Genomic DNA, 22401 nt, shown 5'->3' with positions numbered 1-22401 from the left:
ACCAAAGACCGTTCGCAGGCTGCTGCGAACGGTTTTTTTATTTTTATAGTGTGAAACCCGTATTAAAAATTTTAAGCTACGTTCTATCGGTTGTTTTTTACCTGGTCTTTGGGCTTCTACTCCTCCTTTTCGACCCCATTCAGCGGCTCTGCCTGAATGTGTTCGGGTATCAGGCTCATAAGAACAGTGTAGATTATTTTAACTGGCTGGTAGTTAGGTCGCTTCATCTTCTGGGTACCAGGTATTCGATTCGCATCCCCGAGTTTTTACCAGACAATGTGCCAGTGATCATTGCATCAAATCATCAAAGTATGTGGGATATCCCGCCTATGATTTGGTTTCTTCGGAAACTACATCCAAAATTTATTTCGAAGATCGAACTAGGCAGTAAGATCCCAACCATTTCCTACAATCTTAAATATGGAGGTTCCGTACTTATTGATCGGAAAAACCCTAAACAGGCCACCGAACAAATTGAAAAGATAGGAAAGTACATTCAGCAATATAAGAGAGCGGTGGTAATATTTCCCGAGGGTACCCGAAGCAGGACTGGAGTCCCCAAGCCTTTTAAACGTAAGGGGTTACTCACGCTAATGGAGCACGCACCAGATGCATGGGTGTTACCCATTAGTATCAGTAATTCATGGAAATTACAACAGTTTGGGATGTTTCCCATGCCAGTAGGCACTCATCTTATCATGAAAGTGCATCCACCACTGCAGGTTGCCGGAAATGATCCTTCGGCATTGATCGATAAAGTTGAGCAATTGATCATTTCAGAAATAGAGATCCCTAAATAGACCGCAAAAATCAGGGGTTGGATGGGGTAATAGGGTACGAACTCAACAACCCGAATGCGAGTCCGAAATTCCATCGTACATCCCAGTTAGACTGACTCCTTTCTCTTAGATAGGCTGTGCCGCCAAAAGGAGTTGCCGAAACAGACAGATAAAGTTCCTCCCCGTAGGATTCGATCATTTCGATCCCCACCACAATGTCGTTATCTACAACTATATTGTGCTGCTTCAAGGGTATAATCTCAATTCCTTTTGGTTTCCTGATCGTATGATAGATGTTGGTGCGTAAGATATTCTCCCCGGGCATATTATTCTCGCAACGGTAAATATTGATGCGCAACTTAATACTGTCCGCCTCGTTGCGGATCACATGAAATTTAAGATCGTGCAGCCGAGTTCTCTCATTATCGATCCTTATCCTCGAGGCAAGTTCCCCTCCCAGGGCATCCTTCTCGGTCCAGTAGCCCAACTCACTAAGCGAATATGTTTCGCTGCCTAATCGTTCATATTCTCTTTTCCCGGCCACTATCACTACCGGATCCAGGGTAGTGGTTTCAGGTTGCAGCAAGATATACTTTCCAGGCTCTCCCCAATCTTTCCATTCGTTAAAAGGAATACGTTCTGTAACATAACCTATGGAAGAGACAACCAGGTCGGTCTCTAAGGAGATAAGAGTATTATTTAGTTTCAGAAAGAAACTTCCGTTGGAAGCACTTACTGTGCCTATTCCCTTTCCTTCAAAACCAATATTAACATACTCTACAGGCTTGCCGGAATTTGCATCGACAATGGTGGCCCGAATGGCGAACTCCTCCTGGCTGAATACCGAAAGACAAACGAACAAAAATGTGACAAGGGTATAAATTCTCATGCGTACAGATTTTTATACCCTGAAACTACTATCGGGACATTTAGAAAAAAATATACATTGAGGGAAACCGTTGTTTCGTTTAGGAAAGTAGAATTCTGAAATGATTAATACACAAAAGAATCCAGGGTGACCTTCTCTTCTAGATCCTGTAATTTCACGATCTTAACGATACGTTCCTCGGTGGGTAAACCATAATTTCTGTATAAGGTGTATTTCAACATGGTTGGATTAATTTCATCTTGTATACCCGAATACTTTAAATTGATCATCCAGGTGCCACGATCGGCATCTTCAATGTCGAACTCCTTTATTGAAAACCCCTGTTCTATTTCCTGTCGTAACCGATCCTGATCTCCATACAGATTATGAAGGTACGGATAGTACTTTTTGCCAGGGGTGATAAACTGCAGTTCGAAATCTGCGAGAGGGTCGTTCCATTCTACAACCAGACGTATATCCTTCTTAAATCCTACCCGCAATAATTCGTTGGGAATGTCCTGAAAGTTTATCTTCGATTTATGCAGGGTTATAAGTTGTTTGAATTCGTTAAAAACGATCACCCCCACCTCGTTAAAATCTACTTTGGGAATACTATTGGCCACCATTTGTTTATATAAAGTAGCCGATAATTGATAGTTGCCAACCTGCTTATAATTCCTGGCCAGATCCAGGTAAGGCTGAACTTCGGAAGGGGCCAGATTCACAATTCGTTCGTAAATGGGGGTTGCCAATTCATCTTTGCCATAGGCCTCGTAGGTATAGGCTAAGGACTTCAGGGCTTTTACATTGGTAGGGGCAATTTCGGCTATATTCGATACAACTTCATTGGCGAATTTGGGATCCCATTTCCTGAAATAATCGCCGGCTTCCAGATAAAAACTCACCGACTTGGGTTTTGTCTGTTTCAGCAAATCCAAATAAATGCGTCTGGCCTCATCGAGATCTTTGGCTTTTTCTAGCTGGGCTACATATTCGGGTTTTGGAGACTTTTCCCGTGCTTCAGCCAGGGTGCTTATCATTTCATTATAGTCGTTCCCACTTAGCTGTTTTAGCTGGGGTTGCTCGATATACTCTCTTTCCGGTCCCTGATCTGTTTCAATAACTATAGCCCCAAAGGCAGCTAACTGGCCATATTTAACTGTAGCATTGAGAGAGTTTAGCACTTTGATACTTTTAATTTGCTGCACGTTCACATAAGGTTGTTGTCCGTTTTGTTCGAACAACATCCCATTCACCACGAGTACGGGGTAGGTGGTTCCGTGGATGGTGATCTCCATCGTCCGTCGAAGTTTATACAAGGGATTAGGCCCTCCCGGATTTTCCACCACCACCCCAGGCATTTTCTGTAAGATCTGCCATAGTTCCAATTGGTCGCTTCGTATTTCTTCCCTATTAATGGTATTTCTCGTAGAATAACCTACTGCTGCTTTTTTCTTTTCACCAAAAGCAGTATTAACCGTTTCTTTTTCGCCTTTTTTTGCTAATATTCTAATGGTTTCCAGTAATTCTCCATCCGGTTCCAGGGGTATGTGGATCTTCCTGGTATCCTGCACCATGGTATCCTTTATAAGCATACCAAGCGCCCTGATCTCTAGAATATCTCCTTTTGAAGCCAGGATCCTGTACATACCATTTGCCGCAGTCCGGGTCTCTTCAAAAGTGTCTTTAATCCTAACCATCGCACCTTGTATTGGCCCAGCTTCGTTATACACAACGCCATAGACAAGATTATCAATATTATTTGCACTTGTTTCTTCCTTCAGATTCGCATCCTGGGAGTAAACACTACTAACACAGATATAAATTAAAATTAATAGGACCTTCTTCATTGTTCTTTATTGATCTCAATTCCAAGATAGCTATTCTATTTTATTACTGAAACAAATTAACACCGCCTTAAAACTTAGAAAAGTCTCATTTGCGGATCTTTTAGCTGAAGATAGTGTGTCTTATCCAATTGGGGCATCCCTCTGCCTGTGAGGTATTTTTTCTTGCCCAGCTTTACCGAATCTGAAATTTGTTTCGCGATCGTTCCCTCCCCTCTCATCCTGCGGCCCCAATTACTGTCGTTTAAGTTTCCACCGTGGCACTGAGCTATCTGGTTTAATATTCTGTCGGCTCGATGAGGGATGGTCTTTCTGGCCCAGTCCTCAAATAATAAGGCTATCTGTCCGTTTAAGCGGACTACTGTATGTGCTACACTCACTGCGCCCAATTGAGATACTTTTTTAATAATGGGTAACACTTCATGACTATTAAGAGAGGGTATAACCGGAGCGATCATTACATTCACAGGGATCCCTTTTTCAGAAAGAATTTCAACGGTCTTTAATCGCTGCTTTATGCTGGCAGTTCTGGGCTCCAGGAGCCGGCGCGTCTTTTCGCTAAGTGTATTAATTGAAACATTTACTGCAATGGTATTGAATTTTGCCATTTCCATCAGGATGTCAAGATCTCTTAATATAAGAGAGTTCTTGGTTATAATTCCAGTGGGATGTTTCCATTTCAACATGACCTCAAGGCAGGCCCGGGTAATTTTGAGCTTTCGTTCTACAGGTTGATAACAGTCTGTGTTTCCGGAGAAAACAATGGTGTTGCCCTTCCAGGATTTTTTCTGAAGCGTTTGCTCGAGTAACTTGGGAGCATCACGCTTTATAAGGATGTTTCGTTCAAAATCTACCCCGGCACCATAACCCCAGTATTCGTGCGAATTTCGGGCATAACAATACACACAACCGTGTTCGCAGCCCTGATATGGGTTGGCCGAAAACTCCATCCGAACATCCGGACTCACCACTTTGTTTACAAAGGTTTTTGGGAAGACCTCTATATAACGTGTTTGGTTAGACTCATGTTCTTCTCCTTCCTGCGTGCAATAATTAAGAAAATCTGCACGAAACTCATGCTCTAATTCAAAAAAACGATTGTGAACCTTACGCTGAGCGCCACGGCCTTTAATGGGTTGGGACATAAAAAAACTTTGAGATTCTTGTGGAGAACCTCAAAGTTAAATATTTATTGGATTATTTCCTATTCGATTCGGACTATTTCCTATTTGCCCGGGAAATTTGCCTTTCTTTTTTCAAGAAATGCCTGGGTACCTTCATGGAAATCGGCAGTTCCAAAACATTTACCAAACTGGGTGATCTCTTCATCATAACCATTCTCGCCATCTTCGTATCCTGCATTGATAGCCGTAATGGCTGCTGAAATTGCCACCGAAGAATTATTTGCGATCTTTTCGGCGATCTTTTCGGTTAAGGGCATTAGATCTTCCAGGGTAGTAACATGATTTACCAGCCCGTACTGAAGAGCCTGTTCGGCACTAATCATTCCTGCGGTCATGATCATTTCGAAGGCCCGGCCTTTGCCAACAAGCTGTGGAAGTCGCTGTGTCCCTCCATAACCCGGGATAACCCCCAAAGAAACCTCCGGTAATCCCATTTTGGCATTCTCGCTGGCAATTCGGAAATGGGCAGACATGGCCAGTTCAAGGCCCCCTCCCAGCGCAAAACCGTTGATAGCGGCAATTACAGGGGTAGATAAATGCGCTACAAAATCGAATAGTAGCGCCTGCCCCTGGGAGGCGAGTTCTGCTCCCTGGGAAACAGAATAATCTGCAAACTCGCTGATATCGGCGCCGGCAACGAAGGCCTTTTCGCCGCTTCCGGTTACCAGGATAACCCTGGTGGACTTATCAATGTCCGCTTCTTTAAACGCCTCATGCAGCTCTTTGATTGTGGCTTTGTTCAGGGCGTTTAATTTAGAAGGTCTGTTAATAGTAATTGTGGTGATCCCGTTATCGGAATGCGTAAGTACATTTTCGTATTTCATTGTGAATAGTGTTAGGTTTTGGGGATATGTAGGATATAAAAATACGAAAATCCCGTTTACGTTCTGGGAAATGTCACCTTAAATGTGGTGCTTTCATGTACTTTAGAAACGAAGGTGATCTTTCCGTTGTAGGTTTCTACGATCTTCTTCACCATCGCCAGTCCCAGACCCATGCCACTGGTTTTGGTGGTAAATTTAGGCTCGAAAACCTTGTCGATGTTTTCTTCAGAAACTCCCACGCCATTATCGGTTACGGTAATGACCGCATTATTGGCTTCGGCAAAAACTTTCACCTCAATTCGAGGCTCATCGATTTCTCCCTGCTCTATAGCCTGAATACTGTTCTTTATGAGATTAGTAACCACCCGTATAAGCTGCGTTCGATCGAAACGGGCGATCAATTCTTTCTCCTCAGGGAAAAAGTAGATATAATCTTCGTTAAAAATATCCAGTGCCAGTTTTGTGATCTGTACCACATTGAGGGTTTCGTCCTGTTGAGCCGGCATTTTAGCGTAAGTAGAGAAGGCAGACGCTATGGAACTCATTGTATCTATCTGCTGTATAAGTGTATTACTGTATTCTTCAAGTTTAGTATGCACATCCGGATCCTCAGGATCGAAATTCCGCTGAAAACTTTGCACAGTTAACCGCATAGGCGTAAGGGGATTTTTGATCTCATGAGCCACCTGTTTTGCCATTTCTCTCCATGCTGCCTCTCTTTCGTTGGCCGCCAGTTGCGCAGCACTGCTTTCCAGTTCATCGATCATCCCGTTATACGCCTTTACAAGAGTGGAGATCTCTTCGGTGGTTCTCTTGTCCACCTCGATCTTTTTATTTCGCTTATTAAGCCGTGTTTCGGTTATCTTTTCACTCACATCATTGAGGGAACGTGTGATATATTTTGAGAGGAAATACGCCAGGGCGATAGCAATAAGGAGCATAACGAAGTACGCAAGGCCTAATCTGGAAAGGCTTTCCTTCAGTTCTCTGTTAATAAAGCCATCATCCTCTATATAAGGCAGGTATAAAATGGCCAGGGGTTTAAAATACTGGTCGGTAATAATGCTATAAGACGACTGGTAGTGCTGTCCGTCTTCTGTAAATTGTTCTATATAGGTTTTGTTGGAACGCGATTCCAGCTCTTTGAGGACATACTCGGGAACACGAGTGTTTGTTGTGTCCCTGAAAAAAGATGCTTTAGACGATTTCAGTAAGCCGCCTTCCAGGTCGTAAAGGTAGATCTCAAGCTTATGAATGTCTTTAAGTTCGTAGATCTTCTCCTTAAAAATTAGAGGTACTTTGTCGGTTTCAACCGGGTAGGTTGTATTCCGAAGCACATAATCGATGTTTTCCCTAATATTGGCTTCTTTTCTTTGCAGCCGTTCCCTGTGATAATCTACAGCCTCTTCCCTGTACTGAAATATAGTCACTATAGCGATCAACACCGATGCCAGCAGTATTAGGGCTATCATTGAAAAGAAGATCCGGTTTCGAAGTGAGCGTTTGTAAAAAGCCAAGCTTGTATTTTTTAGTGAAGATAGCAATAATCAAACCAATTTGAAGCAGTTGGGGTACCCGCGAACTGCTTCTGTTACTTTTCCCGAATTCGTTTATACAGTTTAAAGCCCAGCATAATGATAACTGCAAAGAGAATGAGTCCAATGGTGCCGTAGATCCAGTTTATGGCATTTTTCAGAATCACCAAAAAAACCACGGCAAATAAAATTATCGTAGCTCCTTCGTTGAATATTCGCATAAAATTAGATGAATAAGTTACCTTATCGCGCTGGAGGTCTTTGAAGATGAGATGACATTTTATGTGGTAAATTATAAGCAGGACCACAAACCCCAGTTTCACCTGCATCCATGCATCCGAGATGTAGAAAGGTCTAAGTACTAACAACCAGACAGCAAAGCCGGTAGCCAGTATCATAGATGGCCAGCTAATGATAAACCACAGGCGTCGCGCCATAAGTTTTAGCTGCTCACCTATTATTTCCTTATCGGGTGAAGGCTTTTGGGAGGCTTCGATCTGGTATACAAAAAGGCGAACTATGTAGAACAGACCTGCAAACCAGGTGATCACAAAGATGAGATGTAAGGATTTTATATAATTATATTCCACTATTCCTTTTCGTCTTCAACAAACAGATAATTCAGGTTTTTGCTGTTGAACTGTCTATTAAATTCTGCTATTTCTTCAGAGACCAGCTTGTCGAATTTCACCAATTGGGCATTGATCTTGGCAGTGAGCTCGTCCTTAACGGCCACGTCCTGTTGGGTAGGTGGAAAATCGTCCATACTTACCAGGCTGTTCAGATGCGCTAGTTTATTGGTTAATTTTATAGGAAAATTCAATGGATCCTGGCCGCTCTTGTTTTTGGTTTGATACAGCGCCTTTTCAATTTCTGAGAAGTTTTCACTAAGCGTTTTCGCCTTTTCTACCAGTTCTTTTACTTCTTCATTGTCCTTGTATTGTTTCTGAAAGGCCGAAAGTTGCTTATTTATATTCCTGATCTTCTTTATGGATTTATGCGCTTTGTCCACCGTTTCATTGATATCTGTAATAAAATCGAATTGCCGCTGCATCCCGGCAGCATCAGTCTCGGCATTCTTATCGGCCAGGACTGTAAATGGCTGTGAAAAGGACTCATCTTCAATTTCGAGCACAACCTTGTATTGTCCGGGAACAGCCTTTGGTGCATCGGTACTTGCCCACCATAATATCATACCGTCCAGTTTTTCGGCCCCCTTTCCTTCCAGATTCCAGGTATGAAAGTTGGCTCCTTTCTTCACCTTGAGTTTATCCTTTTTGTCTTTAGTGCTGAAGGTCTTTAGGGTATCTCCTTTGCTGTTTAGATAACTTAGCCTGATCTCCTTTTCTTCCGGATCTTTTACATAGAAATAGGTCATCACGCCGGCGGGATGATTGGTCCCGGATGTGAGCGACCCACTACGGGAATTGCCCCCCATCCTATAAGTATCCTTAGGTTTATAAAGAAAATTCTCTTTGTTTTTTGCGGCTGCCAATTGATGAAGTACCGTAAGGTCGTCTATAATCCATAGGCTTCTTCCTTGAGTGGCTACAATAAGATTATTGTCTTTCAATGCAAGATCTGTTATAGGCACTATGGGTAAATTAAGCTGAAAGGAACTCCAGCTTGCCCCATCATCGAAAGAAATATACATCCCGGTCTCGGTACCGGCATAGAGGATACCTTTACGTTTTGGATCTTCTCGTAGTACACGTGTAAAATGCTCGGAAGGTATCCCGTTGGTGATCTTCTTCCAGGTTTTTCCGTAATCGTTGGTCTTATACAAATACGGGGCAAAATCTCCCGACTTATATTTAGTTCCTGCGATATAACAGGTAGCAGGGTCGTATACAGACGGCTCGACGCTATTGATCATCATCCATTCGGGCATTCCTTTGGGAGTTACATTTTCCCAAGTAGAACCTCCGTTTCTCGACACATGAACCAGGCCGTCATCACTTCCTGTCCATAATAAACCTGGTGTTACCGGCGATTCGGCGGCTGCAAAAATGGTACAATAGTATTCTACCGAAGTATTATCCTGAGTAATAGGACCTCCTGAAGAACCTAATTTAGTGGGGTCGTTTCTAGTAAGATCGGGACTGATAACTTTCCAACTTTCCCCCTCATTGGTAGTAACATGAAGGTGATTGGATGCAGTATATAGTTTATTTGGATCATGTGGTGAAAAGAAAATAGGAAAGTTCCATTGAAACCTGTATTTCATCGCCTCGGCACCATGACCCATTGGATTATCCGGCCACACACTTACACTTCGTACCGTTCCATTATCATGGTTATAGCGCGTTAAGAAGCCGTCATAGCTCCCGCCATACACAATTTCGTTGTTTTCCGGATCAACCGCAATATGGGCACTTTCACCTCCGGCAGTCGATTCCCAGTCATCTTCATCTATGCTTCTACTCTCATTACGATGGGCTATCCTTACGGTGGAGTTGTCCTGCTGTGCAGCGTAAATTCGATAAGGAAAAGAATTATCTGTAGTTACCCGGTAAAATTGTGAAGTAGGCTGATTGTAATAGGTACTCCATGTCTCCCCACCATCGTAGGTAACCTGTGCACCACCGTCATCCCCAATGATCATTCGCATAGGATTTTCGGGGGCTATCCACAGATCGTGATGATCGCCATGAGGTGCGTTATACGTCTCGTAGGTTTTTCCGCCATCGGTGCTTTTATGGTAACGTACATTAAGAACATACATCACATCTTCATCTTTAGGGTCGGCATAAATACGGGTATAATACCAGGCTCTTTGTCTAAGTTTTCGTTCGCTGTTTACCAATTTCCATGTTTCCCCTCCATCTTCACTACGGTAAACTCCTCCTTTTTCTTTGTTCTCTACTATAGCCCATACGCGATCACTGTTTACAGGAGATACGGTAACGCCAATAATACCCAGGGTGTCTGTAGGAAATCCTTCATTCTTCGATATTTCCTTCCAGCTTTCACCGCTATCTGTACTTTTCCAAAGTGCAGAACCGTCACCGCCACTACTAAGGCTGTAGGGAGTGCGTCGAACATTCCAGGTTGAAGCATATAATATCCGAGGATTGTTAGGATCCATGATAAGATCTACTGCGCCCGCATCTTCATTGGCGAATAAGGTCTTTCTCCAGGATTTACCACCATCGGTACTCTTGTACACCCCACGATCGGGTGTTGGTTTGTAAATGTTACCAAGCACTGCAGCATATACTATTTGATGGTCTTTTGGATGAACTGCAATACGAGGGATGTGCCTTGCCTTTTCCAACCCGGACTGAACCCAGGTCTTTCCGGCATCTTCTGTTTTCCAAATTCCGTAGCCGGACGAAACATTACCACGAACTGTCTTTTCTCCACCACCAACATAGATCACGTTGGGGTCGCCCTGTGCCACTTCAATGGCCCCGATCGAGCCTCCAAAATATCCATCGGAAATGTTCTGCCAATGACGGCCACCGTCTGTCGTTCTCCAAACACCGCCCCCTGTAGCTCCAAAATAAAATAGGTTTGGCTTTCCGGGCACACCGGTTACCGCAGCACTTCGGCCTCCTCGAAATGGCCCAATGAGCCTATACTCCAGGGCATCGTAAAGAGATGTTTCGTAGGTTTGTGCCGGTAAATTTTCAGTAAGAATTCCGAAGAAAAAAAATAGAAAGAGTAACTTGAGTTTTGGGTGGTATAGCGACATAAATCGGGATTAAATTAGTTTGGTTAAAGATAGGTATTTTCAGTAAAACCAATCCCGAATAAATTCGTTTAAGTGTTATAAACAGAACCCTAACAGGTTTATACGTTACCCCAGGATTATGCTATTCCATTTTAACGTGGGTGATCAATTTGGTATCTTTAGGATCGTAGGGCACAAGGTCCAGTATCTTTTCTATTACCTCGATCCTGGCCTTGGTTTTTTTATTAGCCCTGATAATATGCCAAGGTGCGATCTCGGTATTGGTTCTGGCAAACATCTTTGTTTTGTATTCTGTATAAACGTCCCATAATTTCAAAGCATTTTGGTCTACCGGACTAAATTTCCATTTCTTAACGGGACTCTTCTTTATGTCTTCAAAACGCCTTGCCTGCTCTCCTTTACTTATTGAAAAATACAGTTTTATGAGAAGGATCCCCGATTCTATGATCATACGCTCAAATTCGTTCACCTGGTTCATAAAAGTTTGATACTGGTGCTCGTGGCAGAAGCCATTCACCGGCTCTACCACAGCCCGATTGTACCAGCTCCTGTCGAAAAATACGATCTTGCCCTTTTGTGGTAATCTGTTAATATAGCGTTGGAAATACCACTGACTCTGTTCTTCCTCGGTGGGTTTTGGGAGGGCAACGATACTAAATTCCCTGGGATTGAGATGCTGAGTGATCCGTCTTATCGCGCCTCCCTTACCTGCGGCATCTCTACCTTCAAACAGTATCACTAATTTTTTATCGTTTTCCGCAACCCATTGTTGCAGTTTTATAAGTTCCTCCTGAAGCGACTTTAAACGTGCTTCATATTTAACGTAACGAAGGGCTTTGGATACTGAATGCCCATCTGTAATGATCATTTGCTTGATCCCTTTTTTTGAATTGAGGATCTTTATCTCCTTGTCTGAAAGTTTAATTCCCATTAGATATCTATTTGTTTGATCATTCGATGGTATCGCTGCGCCACATTCGGATCGGGAAATATATCGGCCCCGGATTCTCCTTTATTATCGTAGCTAAACCTGGACAACACATATCGAATACTCTCCAGGCGGGCTTCTTTCTTGTTGTTTGTCTTTATGATCATCCAGGGGCAAAATGAAGTATGGGTCTTACTAAACATCTGTTCTTTATAGTAAGTATAATCATCCCATTTTCGTTGCCCAACTCTATCAACAGGGCTAAATTTCCATTGTTTTAAGGGATTTTCCAGCCGGGCGTTGAACCGTCTTTGCTGCTCTTCTTTCGAAATGGAGAACCAGAATTTTATGATGTCCACCCCATCTTCGTATAACATATGCTCGAATTCGGGGACCTGCACCATAAATTTCTCGTATTCGTCCTTATTACAAAAACCCATAACAGGCTCGACCACTGCCCGATTATACCAGCTTCTGTCGAAAAAAACGATCTCCCCAGGGTCTGGAAGTACTTTTATATATCTTCTGAAATACCACTGCCCTTTCTCCACGTTGGTGGGTTTGGTTAACGCTACCACTCGCATCGACCGCGGATTAAGGTGCTCTGTGAACCTTCTGATCGCACCACCTTTGCCCGCAGCGTCGCGGCCTTCAAAAATGATACAAACCCGCCTGCCTTCCTTCGCAACCCATTGCTGAAAATCCACCAGTTCGGCCTGTAATTTGAGTAGAGCGTCTTCATAGTGCACCGATTGCATAATCTCGGTAAAGAGCGCTTCCGGTAATTTTGAGCGTAAAACCTGTAGCAGGGTGTTGCGGTCTGAAACATCCTTGAAATCCTGAAGTTCGAGCATAAGCGTAACGTTAATTAATAAAATTCTTAATTAAAGATAACTTTAAAAATGACATTAGTCATGGTCGCCGGGATTGGCTACAGCAACAGCTTCTGCAGAAATATTGGGATTGAGATCTTTTTTAACGGCCCGGTTTAAATAGTATCCCGTGAGGATAGTAGCTAAAGTATCTGCAATGGGAAAAGATACCCATACCCCCAGTACACCCATAAATGGAGGAAGGATCAATAACAAGGGAATAAGGAAGAACCCTTGTTTGGTAAGGCTAAGCAGTAGGGCCGGGATGGCCTTCCCAATGGCTTGAAAATAGGAAGCTCCTATCAGCTGGATCACGATCACCGGCGTGACGGCGAATACCCAACGTAATGCCGAAGGTGTTCTTTTCAGAATTTCTTCATTATTGGCTAAAGTGGAAGCATCCAGGGAAGAAGAATTACTTATAAAGATAGAAACGATCTGGGTGGGGAACAACATGATGATCGCGAAGATAAGTAAGGCAAAAAAGCCCGAATATTTTATAGAGGTATTGATAGATTCTCTTACCCTGCCAAACTTTTTCGCGCCGTAATTGTAACCGGCTATTGGCAAAAAGCCCTGGTTTACACCAATTACAGGGAATAAGGCAAACATGAGCATTCTGCTAATAATTCCATAGACAGCAATGTCCAGAGAATCCCCATAACGTATCAAAACATTGTTCAGTAAAATGGTAAGCACAGCGATCGTGCCCTGCCGCGCCAGCGTTACAAAACTAAGGGCGTTGATCTCGTTTACGATCTTGCGTTTCAGAATAAAACTTTGCCATTTTAACCGTAATTCGCTCTTTGCGATAAAAAACCATAAAATAAACGCAAAGCAAACCGCATAACTCACAAAAGTTGCCCAGGCAGCACCTGCCATCCCCATATTAAATACTTTTATGAAGATCCAGTCCATGAAAATATTGCCAATGGCCGGAAGCATCATGGCATACATCGCGAATTTGGGTTTCCCTTCCGCCCGGATCACGTTGTTCCCCATCATGCACATGGCAAGCATGACGATCCCATAAAGTACAATGCGATAATAAGTAAGTGCGAGCTCCCTAAACGAATCGTCGGCCCCGAAAAAATTGATAAGTTGATATTGAAAGACCAGGCCCAGTATAGCCAGTACGGCCGATGTAATAAAAGTAATTGTAGTTTGATTGCCAAAGACCCTTAGTGCTTTCTCATGATTCCCTGCCCCCAAAGCCCTAGATAGTACAGAGCTTCCACCAATACCAACTGCCAGACCAATGGCCCCGATAAAAAATGTTACCGGTATCACCACAGTAATAGCCGAAATTGCCAAAGGACCAATCCATCGACCTACAAAGATCGTATCGACGATCATGTTGAGTGACATTACAAGTATCCCGATAGATGCAGGCACAGCCTGCTGTATGAGCAGCTTACTAATGGGCTTGGTGCCGAGTTCGGCAGATCGGTTCCTACTCATTTAGGCAATAGCAGTTTTTATATCTGTGATACGCCATTTCTCGATCCAGTTAACCAGGATCTCGGCAAAATCGTCCCGGTCGTTCAGGCATGGTACGGTGGTAAAATCTTCTCCTCCCACTTCGTGGAAGATCTCCTCTCCTTCCATAGCGATCTCTTCGAGAGTCTCCAGGCAATCGCTCACAAAGGCGGGAGTGACTATCGCCATTTTCCTGATTCCGGATTTGCCCATGCGTTCTATGGTTCGGTCTGTATATGGTTGAAGCCAAGGATCGAATCCTAACCGAGATTGAAAACTGGTAGAATAGGTTCCTTCTTTTAATTGAAGACTATCGGCTACCATTCGTGTAGTTTCATAGCACTGGTGACGGTAACAAAACCTGTGTGCCTCCGATGGCGTAAAACAACATATATCATCAATTTTGCAGTGTCCTCGTGTGATATCACTTTTCCTGATATGCCTTTCCGGCACCCCGTGATAACTAAACAGTAAATGATCAAAATCCTGTCCTTCCAAAGATTCGGCTATGCTGCGAGAAAGTACTTCGATATATTCGGGTTTATTATAAAAGGCAGGCAGCGACGTGATCTCAAGTTGAGGAAAAAATTCTTTCTGAAGCTCATCTACTTTTACATTGATCGTTTCGGTGGTAGCCATTGCAAATTGCGGGTATAGCGGGATGACTAGTACTTCGGTAACTCCCTGATCTGCCAGTTCCTGCAATCCCTTTTTAAGGGTCATGCTCCCATACCGCATTGCCAGAGCTACTGGTATATTGATCTTTTTCTGAATTTTTTTCTGAAGTCGCTCCGAAATAACAATGAGCGGAGAACCTTCTTCCCACCAGATCTTGCTATAGGCTTCGGCCGATTTCTTCGGCCTGGTATTGAGAATTATTCCCCGAACGAGCAGGATTCGTGCCCATTTAGGTACATCGATCACCCGGGGATCCATTAAGAATTCGTCTAGGTATTTCTTTACATCTTTAGGGTCTGTGCTATCCGGTGAGCCTAGATTTACAAGTAGAACTCCTTTCATCAAGTTGATTTCTTATGTTTTTATAGAGGACGAATCATCGTGTCAATGATATGATGAGATGGGTATCCGACCTGAAATTTGAAACAAAAATACCTCATAATCCAGAAAGACAATAGCCTTTAGGAGTAGATTAACGTTATAAATGTATAAATGAAATCATCCTTCAATGGTTATTCTCTTACTTTACTAATTGTGACAAATTTCATGGGAATATGTACTTCAGAAGCTAATACATAATATTTAGATACCTTAATTCTAATAAAGCTTTCATCTAAACCTCCCGATCCAAGTACTTTTTAACGGGTTAGGGCCATCACGAAACGCTTTGGTGTAGTGCCATACTTCTTTTTGAAAGCCGCAATAAAATGACTCGCGGTGCTATAGCCTACCTTTAGGCCTACTTCGTTAACATTGTATGAGCCCGATGCAAGCAATTGTCTGGCATATTCCATTTTATAATCGAACAGAAAACCAAAAACCGTATCTCCATACACCTGCTTAAATCCTTCCTTTAAACGATTAATGGGCAGTTGCACTTCATCTGCTAACTGTTGCAGGCTGGGTGGTTCGGCCATTCTGTCAAGAATTATCTCCTTGGCCCGTTTTATCTTTATCACATTGTCCTCATCTACCAGAAATGGGCATTGTTCTATATCCACGTTGGCCGGCCTGTTAAAATACAAGCTGAGCAGTTCGTAGGTTTTAGCTTTAAAATACAGCGGCTTTACCGAAGGATGAAGGTTAAAATTAAGCAGTTGGTTAAGGACAATTGCCATCGACGGAGTGATTGGGAGGTCTTTATAGTACTTTCTATCTTTATTCTCCTTACTGAGGAAGGAAATGTATTCGGCATCACGGGAGAATAGTGCATGGAAGCTATTTATGGGAAGCAATAAAGAAACAACCCACGAACGCGGACTAACAGACACCTCGATAGGCAGATCTCTTTGAGGATTGTATAATAGCAAAGAGGTCTCATCCATTATAGGTAAACGGTAATTCCCGTTGTTGAAACTAAATGAGGCTGCCCCTTTTACACAAAAATGAAACTGAATGAAACTCGAACTAACCTCCCGCTTGAAGAAACTATTCTCGGTAGTTTCGTTTATAAATTTTAGTATAAAAACATTCGAATCCACTACCGTTTCATCATAAATGCTTTGAGCGACATTTTCTAGCATGTGTACATCTTGTTTATTTGATTCTTATTTAGAATAATTCTATATAATAACGCTAAAAGTGGGGCTGTAAGAGCCAAATTTAGGGCATTTAACTGATTTATATCATTTTTTAAAACAAATTAACAAGTTTCGACATTAATGATACCTCTGGCGTTATTTTTTAGTATGTGATGTTGTTACTTTTGCCGTTTAGGTATGAAAGTGAACGGAAATCTTAACGGCTCCGCAAGTAGAGAAGAAAGTTTTTATGCCATCGGTCTCAATTATCAGAAGGCCGATGCTGAAACTCGCGGGCATTTTAGTGTAACACAGGAGGCACAAACCGCCATTTTAGAAGAGGCCAGAGACTCTGGCATACAGTCACTTACAGTAGTCTCTACCTGCAATCGCACCGAATTATACGGGATTGCCTCACATCCATTTCAGCTAATAAAACTTCTATGCAATTACACTAATGGAACCGTAGAAGAATTTGAAAAAGTAGCCTACATCCATAAAAATAAGGCTGCTGTATCTCATCTGTTTAGGGTGGCAACAGGCCTAGACAGTCAGATTCTGGGTGATTTCGAGATCATTAGTCAGTTGCGCAGCGGATTAAAACAATCCAAGAAACTAGGAATGCTCAATGCGTATATGGAACGGCTGGGGAATGCCGTTATACAAGCTAGTAAGCGCATAAAGAACGAAACCGAACTTTCTACAGGTGCGACTTCGGTTAGCTTCGCTGCCGTTCAATACATCATGGCGCGAGTGCCATATATTTCAGAAAAAAATATTTTACTATTCGGAATTGGAAAGATTGGGAGGAATACTTGTGAAAACCTTATAAAACATACCCGTAACGAACATATAACCCTTATTAACCGAACAAAGGTTAAGGCCGAAGCGGTTGCCGGTAAATTTAATCTGGTGGTTAAGGATTACTCCAACATTGAAAGTGAAATTTGCCAGGCAGATGTCCTTATTGTGGCCACAGGAGCCCAGAAACCTACCATCAATAAAGAGTTGCTTTTCCTTAAGAAACCACTATTGATCCTGGATCTATCCATCCCGAAGAACGTTGCCGCAGATGTTTTGGAAAATGAATTTGTAAGCCTGGTTCATCTTGATGAACTTGCGAAAGTTACAGACAGTACGCTGGCACACCGACAATCACAGATCCCTCAGGCCGAAAAGATCATTGCCGAAATTGAAAACGAATTTAACGCCTGGGCCGAAAACCGAAGCTTTGCTCCTACATTGAAAGCATTAAAGCTGAAACTTGCCGAGATCAAGGAAGGCGAGATAGATTATCAGCGCAGGAAAAATAACGATTTCAATGAGGAACAGGCTGCGATCATTAGCGATAGGATCATCCATAAGATCACCACTCACTTCGCAAACCACCTGAAGAACGACGAAGTAGACACCCAGGAAGGTATCGCTCTAATAAAGCAAGTCTTCCAACTTCCAAACAACGAGCTGTGAGTAAGCCGATACGAATAGGAACACGCGACAGCGAATTAGCGCTATGGCAGGCCAATACGGTAAAGGATAAACTTGAACTTTTAGGCTATAAGACAGAACTTGTTGCCGTAAAATCTACTGGCGACCTCAACCTGGACCAACCACTTTACGAATTAGGGATCACCGGGATCTTTACCAAAACACTGGATATTGCAATGCTAAATAGAACTGTAGACATTGCGGTGCACAGCATGAAGGACGTCCCTACTTTATTACCAAAGGGGATCGTTCAATCCGCGGTGCTGGAAAGAGCGGCTTCGGAAGATGTACTGGTAACCAACGGCGATTTTAACCCGGAAGATATTTGTACCGTGGCAACTGGTAGCTTGCGTAGGAAAGCGCAATGGCTAAGTCGCTATCCCCACCACAAAGTGGTGGGTTTACGTGGAAACGTAAACACGAGGTTGCAAAAACTCGTGGATAGCGACTGGCAGGGAGCTGTTTTCGCCAAAGCCGGACTTGAACGTATCGATAAATTACCTGAGAATCACAGGCTTTTAGACTGGATGATCCCGGCTCCGGCGCAGGGAGCAATGGTAGTAGTGGCCAGGCAAGATGACCTTCGGCATATTGATGCAACCCAACAGCTCGATCATAAACCATCGGCTATTTGCACCGAAATAGAGCGTGAATTCCTGCAGGTATTGGAAGGTGGTTGCACCGCACCAATAGGAGCACTAGCCATTATTGAAGGTGAACTTATTCGCTTTAAAGCCGTACTTCTGTCACTGGACGGCCGTACTGCCCTAAGTATGGAAAAAGAGATCGAAACAAACAACTATAAAGGCTGTGGCGCTGTCTTCGCAAGAGAAATGCTGGCTAACGGAGGTGCCGAACTCATGAACACAATAAAAAAATCGCAGTGAGATCTGTATTATCCACAAGGCGATTAACCGCGCCTCAAAAGGAGTTGTTATTAAATTCCGGGTTGTCTTTTGTGGACTACGATGCCATCAAGATCACAGCACTGGATTTCCAAGTGCCCAAGGAGATCAAGAATGCGATCTTTAGCAGTAGTAACGCTGTCGATATTGTCTTTAAAAATAACCCGGAAAGGGTATCACTTACAAGGGTATTTGCAGTTGGGGAAAAAACATCTCAAAAATTAAAGAAATTAGGCCAAAATGTGATAAAAACGGTTAATTATAGCTCAGAATTGGTTGATTTCTTAAATTTTTCGTACAAAAATGAACAATTTCATTTCTTCTGCGGAACGTCGCGAAGAGATGAAATTCCGGATGGCTTAAAAAACTCGAAAAATGAACTTTTTGAAGTAAAAACATACAAAACTGAGCTAAAACCGGTGAAAATTGACCGAAAATACGACGGAATCATGTTTTTTAGCCCCAGTGGTGTATCAAGTTTTACTGCGCTGAATACGATTGGAGAATCGGCAGTGATCTGTATAGGAGATACCACTGCTTCAGAAGCAAAAAAACATACCCAAAATATATACATTGCTAATAGCACAACAGTAGAAAGTGTGATCGCAAAAACAGTGAAAATTTTACACTCAAAATGATTAAGAACAATTTATTTCTAAGAGCCTTAAAAGGGGAAACCGTAGACAGACCACCAGTATGGATGATGAGGCAAGCCGGAAGATACCTGCCCGAATTCATGCAGATAAAGGCTAAATACGATTTTTTCACACGCTGCCGTACTCCCGAATTGGCCAGCGAGATCACTGTGCAACCTATACGTAGATATGGAATGGACGCCGCCATCCTGTTTAGCGACATACTGGTTATCCCGCAGGCAATGAATATAGATGTGGAGATGAAAGTGGGGGTAGGCCCGTGGTTGCCCGAACCCATACGAGATCCTAAAGATCTGGATAGGGTTATCGTTCCGGATATAGATGAGAGCCTGGGATATGTTATGGATGCCATAAAAATGACCAAAGAAAAATTAAATGATGAGATCCCACTCATTGGTTTTGCCGGAAGCCCGTGGACCATTTTGTGCTATTGTGTGGAAGGACAGGGATCGAAAAATTTTGCAATGGCAAAGGAGTTTTGTTTTACACAACCTGATGCGGCCCACCAACTATTACAGAAGATCACAGATACCACCATTGCCTATTTGAAGGAAAAAGTGAGGGCCGGTGTCAATGCTGTACAGGTCTTCGACAGCTGGGGTGGGATGCTTTCTCCTGTGGACTACCAGGAATTTAGCTGGAAGTACATACAACAGATCGTAGATGCTCTTAAAGACGAAACACATGTGATCGCTTTTGGCAAAGGCTGCTGGTTTGCCCTGGATACCATGGCGAAAAGCGGAGCCTCTGCTCTGGGAATAGACTGGACCTGCTCTGCCAGGAACGCTAGATACCTCACCGGAGGAAATATAACGTTGCAAGGGAATTTCGATCCTTCAAGATTGTTAAGTCCGCCTGCCGAGATCAAGAAAATGGTGAGACAAATGATAGATGAGTTTGGAAAAGATCGTTATATCGTAAATTTAGGTCATGGCATTCTTCCCAACATTCCGGTTGAAAATGCCGGGGCTTTTGTAGAAGCTGTTAAAGAATACCCCAATACGAGCGGATGAATCTATGGAAAAGAATACTAAAGATGAACGGCAGACAATTGTTCCGATTTGGAATGTTGTTTCTGAAAAACCCTCTTCTTGTAATTCCAACCTTTAGAGCCTCAACATCTACTATAAAAGTGTGTAACGAACTGTTCGGGAAGCGTCATCACACTAACCGAAAAGAAAACGCGTTTCGCCACGCTCTTTGGAACCTCGAAATTTGCATTTTTTGCCAAAAAAGGTTCAAAAATGACGAAAAAACAACAATTTGGGCCGAAAAAGTGACAAATATGTATGAAAAAGTAACTCAGAACGATCCGCTCGACGAGGCAATGGATTGTCATAATAACGCCATTGGAAGGAAGCTATTTTTAAGTCATTTTGCTCAAAAAACAGACAATATGATCGTTTTTTTGCTCAAAATGATGGAAAATTCGGTAAAAATCGAGAAAATTGAAGAAATTAATAACTGCCAGGACAAGCTGGTCTATATTTCAGATTAAATGTTCAAAAATATCCTACGTGGCATTCGCGCATATAGTGGAACACTAAAGCTAATTAGTACTCTTGGCCTATGGAAATATTTTGGTGTTCCTATGCTAATTAGTTTTATCACCGCGATAGTAATTGGAATTTCTGCCTATGGATTATCAGACAATATCGGGAGCCTGATCTCAAAGGCCTGGGTATGGGAGTGGGGAGCAGAAACTTTCAGAACCATAAGCAATATTGTAGGTGGAATCATGATCGTTGCACTGGGACTTATATTGTATAAACACATCGTTATGGCCCTTAGCGCTCCCTTTATGAGTCCTGTATCCGAGAAGATAGAGGCGCATCTTATGGGTACTACACGAGAACACAGAAAAACTTCCTTCCTTTCTCAACTTTGGCGGGGGATCAAGGTTAATGGCAGAAACCTGTTAATGGAGCTTTTCCTTTCCATACCTATTTTTATAATTAGTTTCATTCCGGTTATTGGCTTTATCTCCTCTATTCTACTTTTCCTCGTTCAATCTTACTATGCCGGTTTCGGAAATATGGATTATACCCTGGAGCGTCATTACGGCTATTCTCAAAGTGTGCGTTTTGTAAGTGATCATCGCGGTCTGGCCATTGGCAACGGAATGATATTCATGCTTATGTTATTGATACCGGTACTCGGAATCATCCTCGTACTGCCTCTTTCTGTAACCGCAGCTACTACCGAAACCGTAAAAACTATCTACCCTTCAGAAAAAAAATGAAAAAAGAATTTGTAGCCTATATCCGGAATTTACAAAACACCATCACTTCCCGTCTGGAGCAAATTGATGGTCAAGGGAATTTTCACGAGGACGAATGGAAGCGACCCGAAGGAGGAGGTGGTAAAACCAGAGTTATCGAAAATGGAGCCGTATTCGAAAAAGGAGGGGTGAATATTAGTGAAGTTCACGGTACTCTTCCCGAAAGTATGCAACAATATTTCGGGGTAAGTGATGCAAACTTCTTTGCCTGTGGCCTCAGCCTTGTCTTACACCCAAAAAATCCTTTCGTCCCAACAGTTCATGCAAACTGGAGATATTTCGAGCTTTACAACGAGCAGGGAGAAGTAGTGACAAGCTGGTTTGGCGGTGGGCAAGACCTCACTCCTTATTACCTTTTCAAGGAAGATGCCACCCACTTTCACCAGGTTTGTAAGGATGCCTGCGACAGGCATGACCCGCAATTCTATAGTAACTTTAAGAAGCGATGTGACGAGTACTTTTATAACAGCCACAGAAAGGAAGCGAGAGGGATAGGAGGTCTGTTTTTCGACTATCTCAAAGAAACACCCCAAATGTCTATGCAGCAATGGTTTGATTTTGTTACAGATGTTGGCAATAGCTTTCTCGATGCCTATGTTCCAATTGTTGAGAGCCGAAAGGTCATCCCTTATAATGACGATCATAGGAACTGGCAGGAAATTAGAAGGGGACGCTATGTAGAGTTCAATCTGGTACATGATAAGGGGACTTTGTTCGGACTTAAAACCAACGGAAGAATTGAAAGTATACTAATGAGCCTTCCTCCCCATGTGCAGTGGCGCTACGACCATCATCCCAAACCGGGAAGTGAAGAAGAAAAACTGATCCAAGTGTTACAGAACCCAAGAGAATGGGTCTAA

20 protein-coding genes are annotated in these 22401 nt (G+C 42.8%); 8 read left to right on the top strand and 12 right to left on the bottom strand.

The window, feature by feature from the left end; translation table 11 throughout:
- Window positions 1-50 precede the first annotated feature (50 nt).
- On the top strand, window positions 51-800 hold the full coding sequence (locus C5O00_RS05730) for a lysophospholipid acyltransferase family protein (RefSeq protein WP_105215731.1): 750 nt from the start codon (window positions 51-53) through the stop codon (window positions 798-800).
- A 10-nt stretch (window positions 801-810) separates the two neighbouring features.
- Here the strand turns inward: C5O00_RS05730 and C5O00_RS05725 are convergent, their stop codons facing one another.
- The 12 genes from C5O00_RS05725 to C5O00_RS05670 form a co-directional block, all read right to left on the bottom strand.
- Window positions 811-1668: a carboxypeptidase-like regulatory domain-containing protein gene (locus tag C5O00_RS05725; protein WP_105215729.1), complete on the bottom strand. Its 858-nt coding sequence runs from the start codon at window positions 1666-1668 to the stop codon at window positions 811-813.
- Window positions 1669-1772: 104 nt separating this feature from the next.
- The gene (locus C5O00_RS05720; protein ID WP_105215727.1) at window positions 1773-3497 is read right to left on the bottom strand and encodes a DUF2135 domain-containing protein; all 1725 of its coding nucleotides are present in this window, start codon (window positions 3495-3497) and stop codon (window positions 1773-1775) included.
- A 74-nt stretch (window positions 3498-3571) separates the two neighbouring features.
- Complete coding sequence (locus tag C5O00_RS05715; protein WP_105215725.1) at window positions 3572-4639, bottom strand: PA0069 family radical SAM protein; 1068 nt, start codon at window positions 4637-4639, stop codon at window positions 3572-3574.
- 80 nt (window positions 4640-4719) lie between these two features.
- On the bottom strand, window positions 4720-5502 hold the full coding sequence (locus C5O00_RS05710; protein ID WP_105215723.1) for an enoyl-CoA hydratase/isomerase family protein: 783 nt from the start codon (window positions 5500-5502) through the stop codon (window positions 4720-4722).
- Window positions 5503-5558: 56 nt separating this feature from the next.
- Window positions 5559-6974, bottom strand: coding sequence for a sensor histidine kinase (locus C5O00_RS05705; protein WP_105215721.1), 1416 nt, complete (start codon window positions 6972-6974; stop codon window positions 5559-5561).
- Window positions 6975-7093: 119 nt separating this feature from the next.
- Window positions 7094-7630: a CopD family protein gene (locus C5O00_RS05700; RefSeq protein WP_105215719.1), complete on the bottom strand. Its 537-nt coding sequence runs from the start codon at window positions 7628-7630 to the stop codon at window positions 7094-7096.
- Window positions 7627-10734, bottom strand: a complete 3108-nt coding sequence (locus C5O00_RS05695) for a VPS10 domain-containing protein (RefSeq protein ID WP_105215717.1) — start codon at window positions 10732-10734, stop codon at window positions 7627-7629. The genes C5O00_RS05700 and C5O00_RS05695 overlap by 4 nt, the downstream gene beginning before the upstream one ends.
- A 121-nt stretch (window positions 10735-10855) precedes the next feature.
- The gene (gene ppk2 / locus C5O00_RS05690) at window positions 10856-11665 is read right to left on the bottom strand and encodes a polyphosphate kinase 2 (RefSeq protein WP_105215715.1); all 810 of its coding nucleotides are present in this window, start codon (window positions 11663-11665) and stop codon (window positions 10856-10858) included.
- Window positions 11665-12516, bottom strand: a complete 852-nt coding sequence (ppk2, locus tag C5O00_RS05685) for a polyphosphate kinase 2 (protein WP_105215713.1) — start codon at window positions 12514-12516, stop codon at window positions 11665-11667. The genes ppk2 (C5O00_RS05690) and ppk2 (C5O00_RS05685) overlap by 1 nt, the downstream gene beginning before the upstream one ends.
- Before the next feature lie 54 nt (window positions 12517-12570).
- Window positions 12571-13995, bottom strand: coding sequence for an MATE family efflux transporter (locus C5O00_RS05680; RefSeq protein ID WP_105215711.1), 1425 nt, complete (start codon window positions 13993-13995; stop codon window positions 12571-12573).
- Window positions 13996-15036, bottom strand: a complete 1041-nt coding sequence (gene hemH / locus C5O00_RS05675) for a ferrochelatase (RefSeq protein WP_105215709.1) — start codon at window positions 15034-15036, stop codon at window positions 13996-13998. It abuts the gene before it with no gap.
- A 293-nt stretch (window positions 15037-15329) separates the two neighbouring features.
- The gene (locus C5O00_RS05670; RefSeq protein WP_105215707.1) at window positions 15330-16214 is read right to left on the bottom strand and encodes a helix-turn-helix domain-containing protein; all 885 of its coding nucleotides are present in this window, start codon (window positions 16212-16214) and stop codon (window positions 15330-15332) included.
- A 195-nt stretch (window positions 16215-16409) separates the two neighbouring features.
- Between C5O00_RS05670 and hemA the strand changes: the two genes are divergently transcribed.
- From hemA to hemF, 7 genes are read left to right on the top strand one after another with little or no spacing between them, the layout of a single operon-like run.
- Window positions 16410-17681 carry a glutamyl-tRNA reductase gene (gene hemA / locus C5O00_RS05665; protein WP_105215705.1) on the top strand — a complete coding sequence of 424 codons (1272 nt, stop codon included), beginning with the start codon at window positions 16410-16412 and terminating at the stop codon, window positions 17679-17681.
- Window positions 17678-18586 (top strand): hydroxymethylbilane synthase, encoded by a 909-nt coding sequence (hemC, locus tag C5O00_RS05660; RefSeq protein ID WP_105215703.1) that lies wholly within the window; start codon window positions 17678-17680, stop codon window positions 18584-18586. Before hemA ends, hemC begins: the two co-directional genes overlap by 4 nt.
- On the top strand, window positions 18583-19242 hold the full coding sequence (locus C5O00_RS05655; protein WP_158676785.1) for a uroporphyrinogen-III synthase: 660 nt from the start codon (window positions 18583-18585) through the stop codon (window positions 19240-19242). Before hemC ends, C5O00_RS05655 begins: the two co-directional genes overlap by 4 nt.
- A complete protein-coding gene (gene hemE / locus C5O00_RS05650) occupies window positions 19239-20273 on the top strand; it encodes a uroporphyrinogen decarboxylase (RefSeq protein ID WP_105215699.1) in 1035 nt (344 codons plus the stop codon). Before C5O00_RS05655 ends, hemE begins: the two co-directional genes overlap by 4 nt.
- Window positions 20270-20758 (top strand): DUF6973 domain-containing protein, encoded by a 489-nt coding sequence (locus C5O00_RS14725; protein WP_105215697.1) that lies wholly within the window; start codon window positions 20270-20272, stop codon window positions 20756-20758. The genes hemE and C5O00_RS14725 overlap by 4 nt, the downstream gene beginning before the upstream one ends.
- Entirely contained in the window at window positions 20759-21502 is a 744-nt protein-coding gene (locus tag C5O00_RS05640) for an EI24 domain-containing protein (protein WP_105215695.1), read from the top strand.
- Window positions 21499-22401: an oxygen-dependent coproporphyrinogen oxidase gene (gene hemF / locus C5O00_RS05635; RefSeq protein WP_105215693.1), complete on the top strand. Its 903-nt coding sequence runs from the start codon at window positions 21499-21501 to the stop codon at window positions 22399-22401. Before C5O00_RS05640 ends, hemF begins: the two co-directional genes overlap by 4 nt.

The sequence above is a fragment of the Pukyongia salina genome, assembly GCF_002966125.1.
Taxonomy (GTDB): domain Bacteria; phylum Bacteroidota; class Bacteroidia; order Flavobacteriales; family Flavobacteriaceae; genus Pukyongia; species Pukyongia salina.
Note: the sequence above shows the minus strand (reverse complement) of the source record. Positions and strands in the feature narration are given on the sequence as shown.

Coding starts and splice junctions, on each gene's coding strand:
- C5O00_RS05725 (WP_105215729.1), bottom strand. CDS start 1,668: ATGAGAATTTATACCCTTGTCACATTTTTGTTCGTTTGTCTTTCGGTA.
- C5O00_RS14725 (WP_105215697.1), top strand. CDS start 20,270: ATGAATCTATGGAAAAGAATACTAAAGATGAACGGCAGACAATTGTTC.
- C5O00_RS05680 (WP_105215711.1), bottom strand. CDS start 13,995: ATGAGTAGGAACCGATCTGCCGAACTCGGCACCAAGCCCATTAGTAAG.
- ppk2 (WP_105215713.1), bottom strand. CDS start 12,516: ATGCTCGAACTTCAGGATTTCAAGGATGTTTCAGACCGCAACACCCTG.
- hemF (WP_105215693.1), top strand. CDS start 21,499: ATGAAAAAAGAATTTGTAGCCTATATCCGGAATTTACAAAACACCATC.
- C5O00_RS05670 (WP_105215707.1), bottom strand. CDS start 16,214: ATGCTAGAAAATGTCGCTCAAAGCATTTATGATGAAACGGTAGTGGAT.
- C5O00_RS05705 (WP_105215721.1), bottom strand. CDS start 6,974: ATGATAGCCCTAATACTGCTGGCATCGGTGTTGATCGCTATAGTGACT.
- hemE (WP_105215699.1), top strand. CDS start 19,239: ATGATTAAGAACAATTTATTTCTAAGAGCCTTAAAAGGGGAAACCGTA.
- C5O00_RS05710 (WP_105215723.1), bottom strand. CDS start 5,502: ATGAAATACGAAAATGTACTTACGCATTCCGATAACGGGATCACCACA.
- ppk2 (WP_105215715.1), bottom strand. CDS start 11,665: ATGGGAATTAAACTTTCAGACAAGGAGATAAAGATCCTCAATTCAAAA.
- C5O00_RS05640 (WP_105215695.1), top strand. CDS start 20,759: ATGTTCAAAAATATCCTACGTGGCATTCGCGCATATAGTGGAACACTA.
- C5O00_RS05695 (WP_105215717.1), bottom strand. CDS start 10,734: ATGTCGCTATACCACCCAAAACTCAAGTTACTCTTTCTATTTTTTTTC.
- C5O00_RS05720 (WP_105215727.1), bottom strand. CDS start 3,497: ATGAAGAAGGTCCTATTAATTTTAATTTATATCTGTGTTAGTAGTGTT.
- hemA (WP_105215705.1), top strand. CDS start 16,410: ATGAAAGTGAACGGAAATCTTAACGGCTCCGCAAGTAGAGAAGAAAGT.
- C5O00_RS05715 (WP_105215725.1), bottom strand. CDS start 4,639: ATGTCCCAACCCATTAAAGGCCGTGGCGCTCAGCGTAAGGTTCACAAT.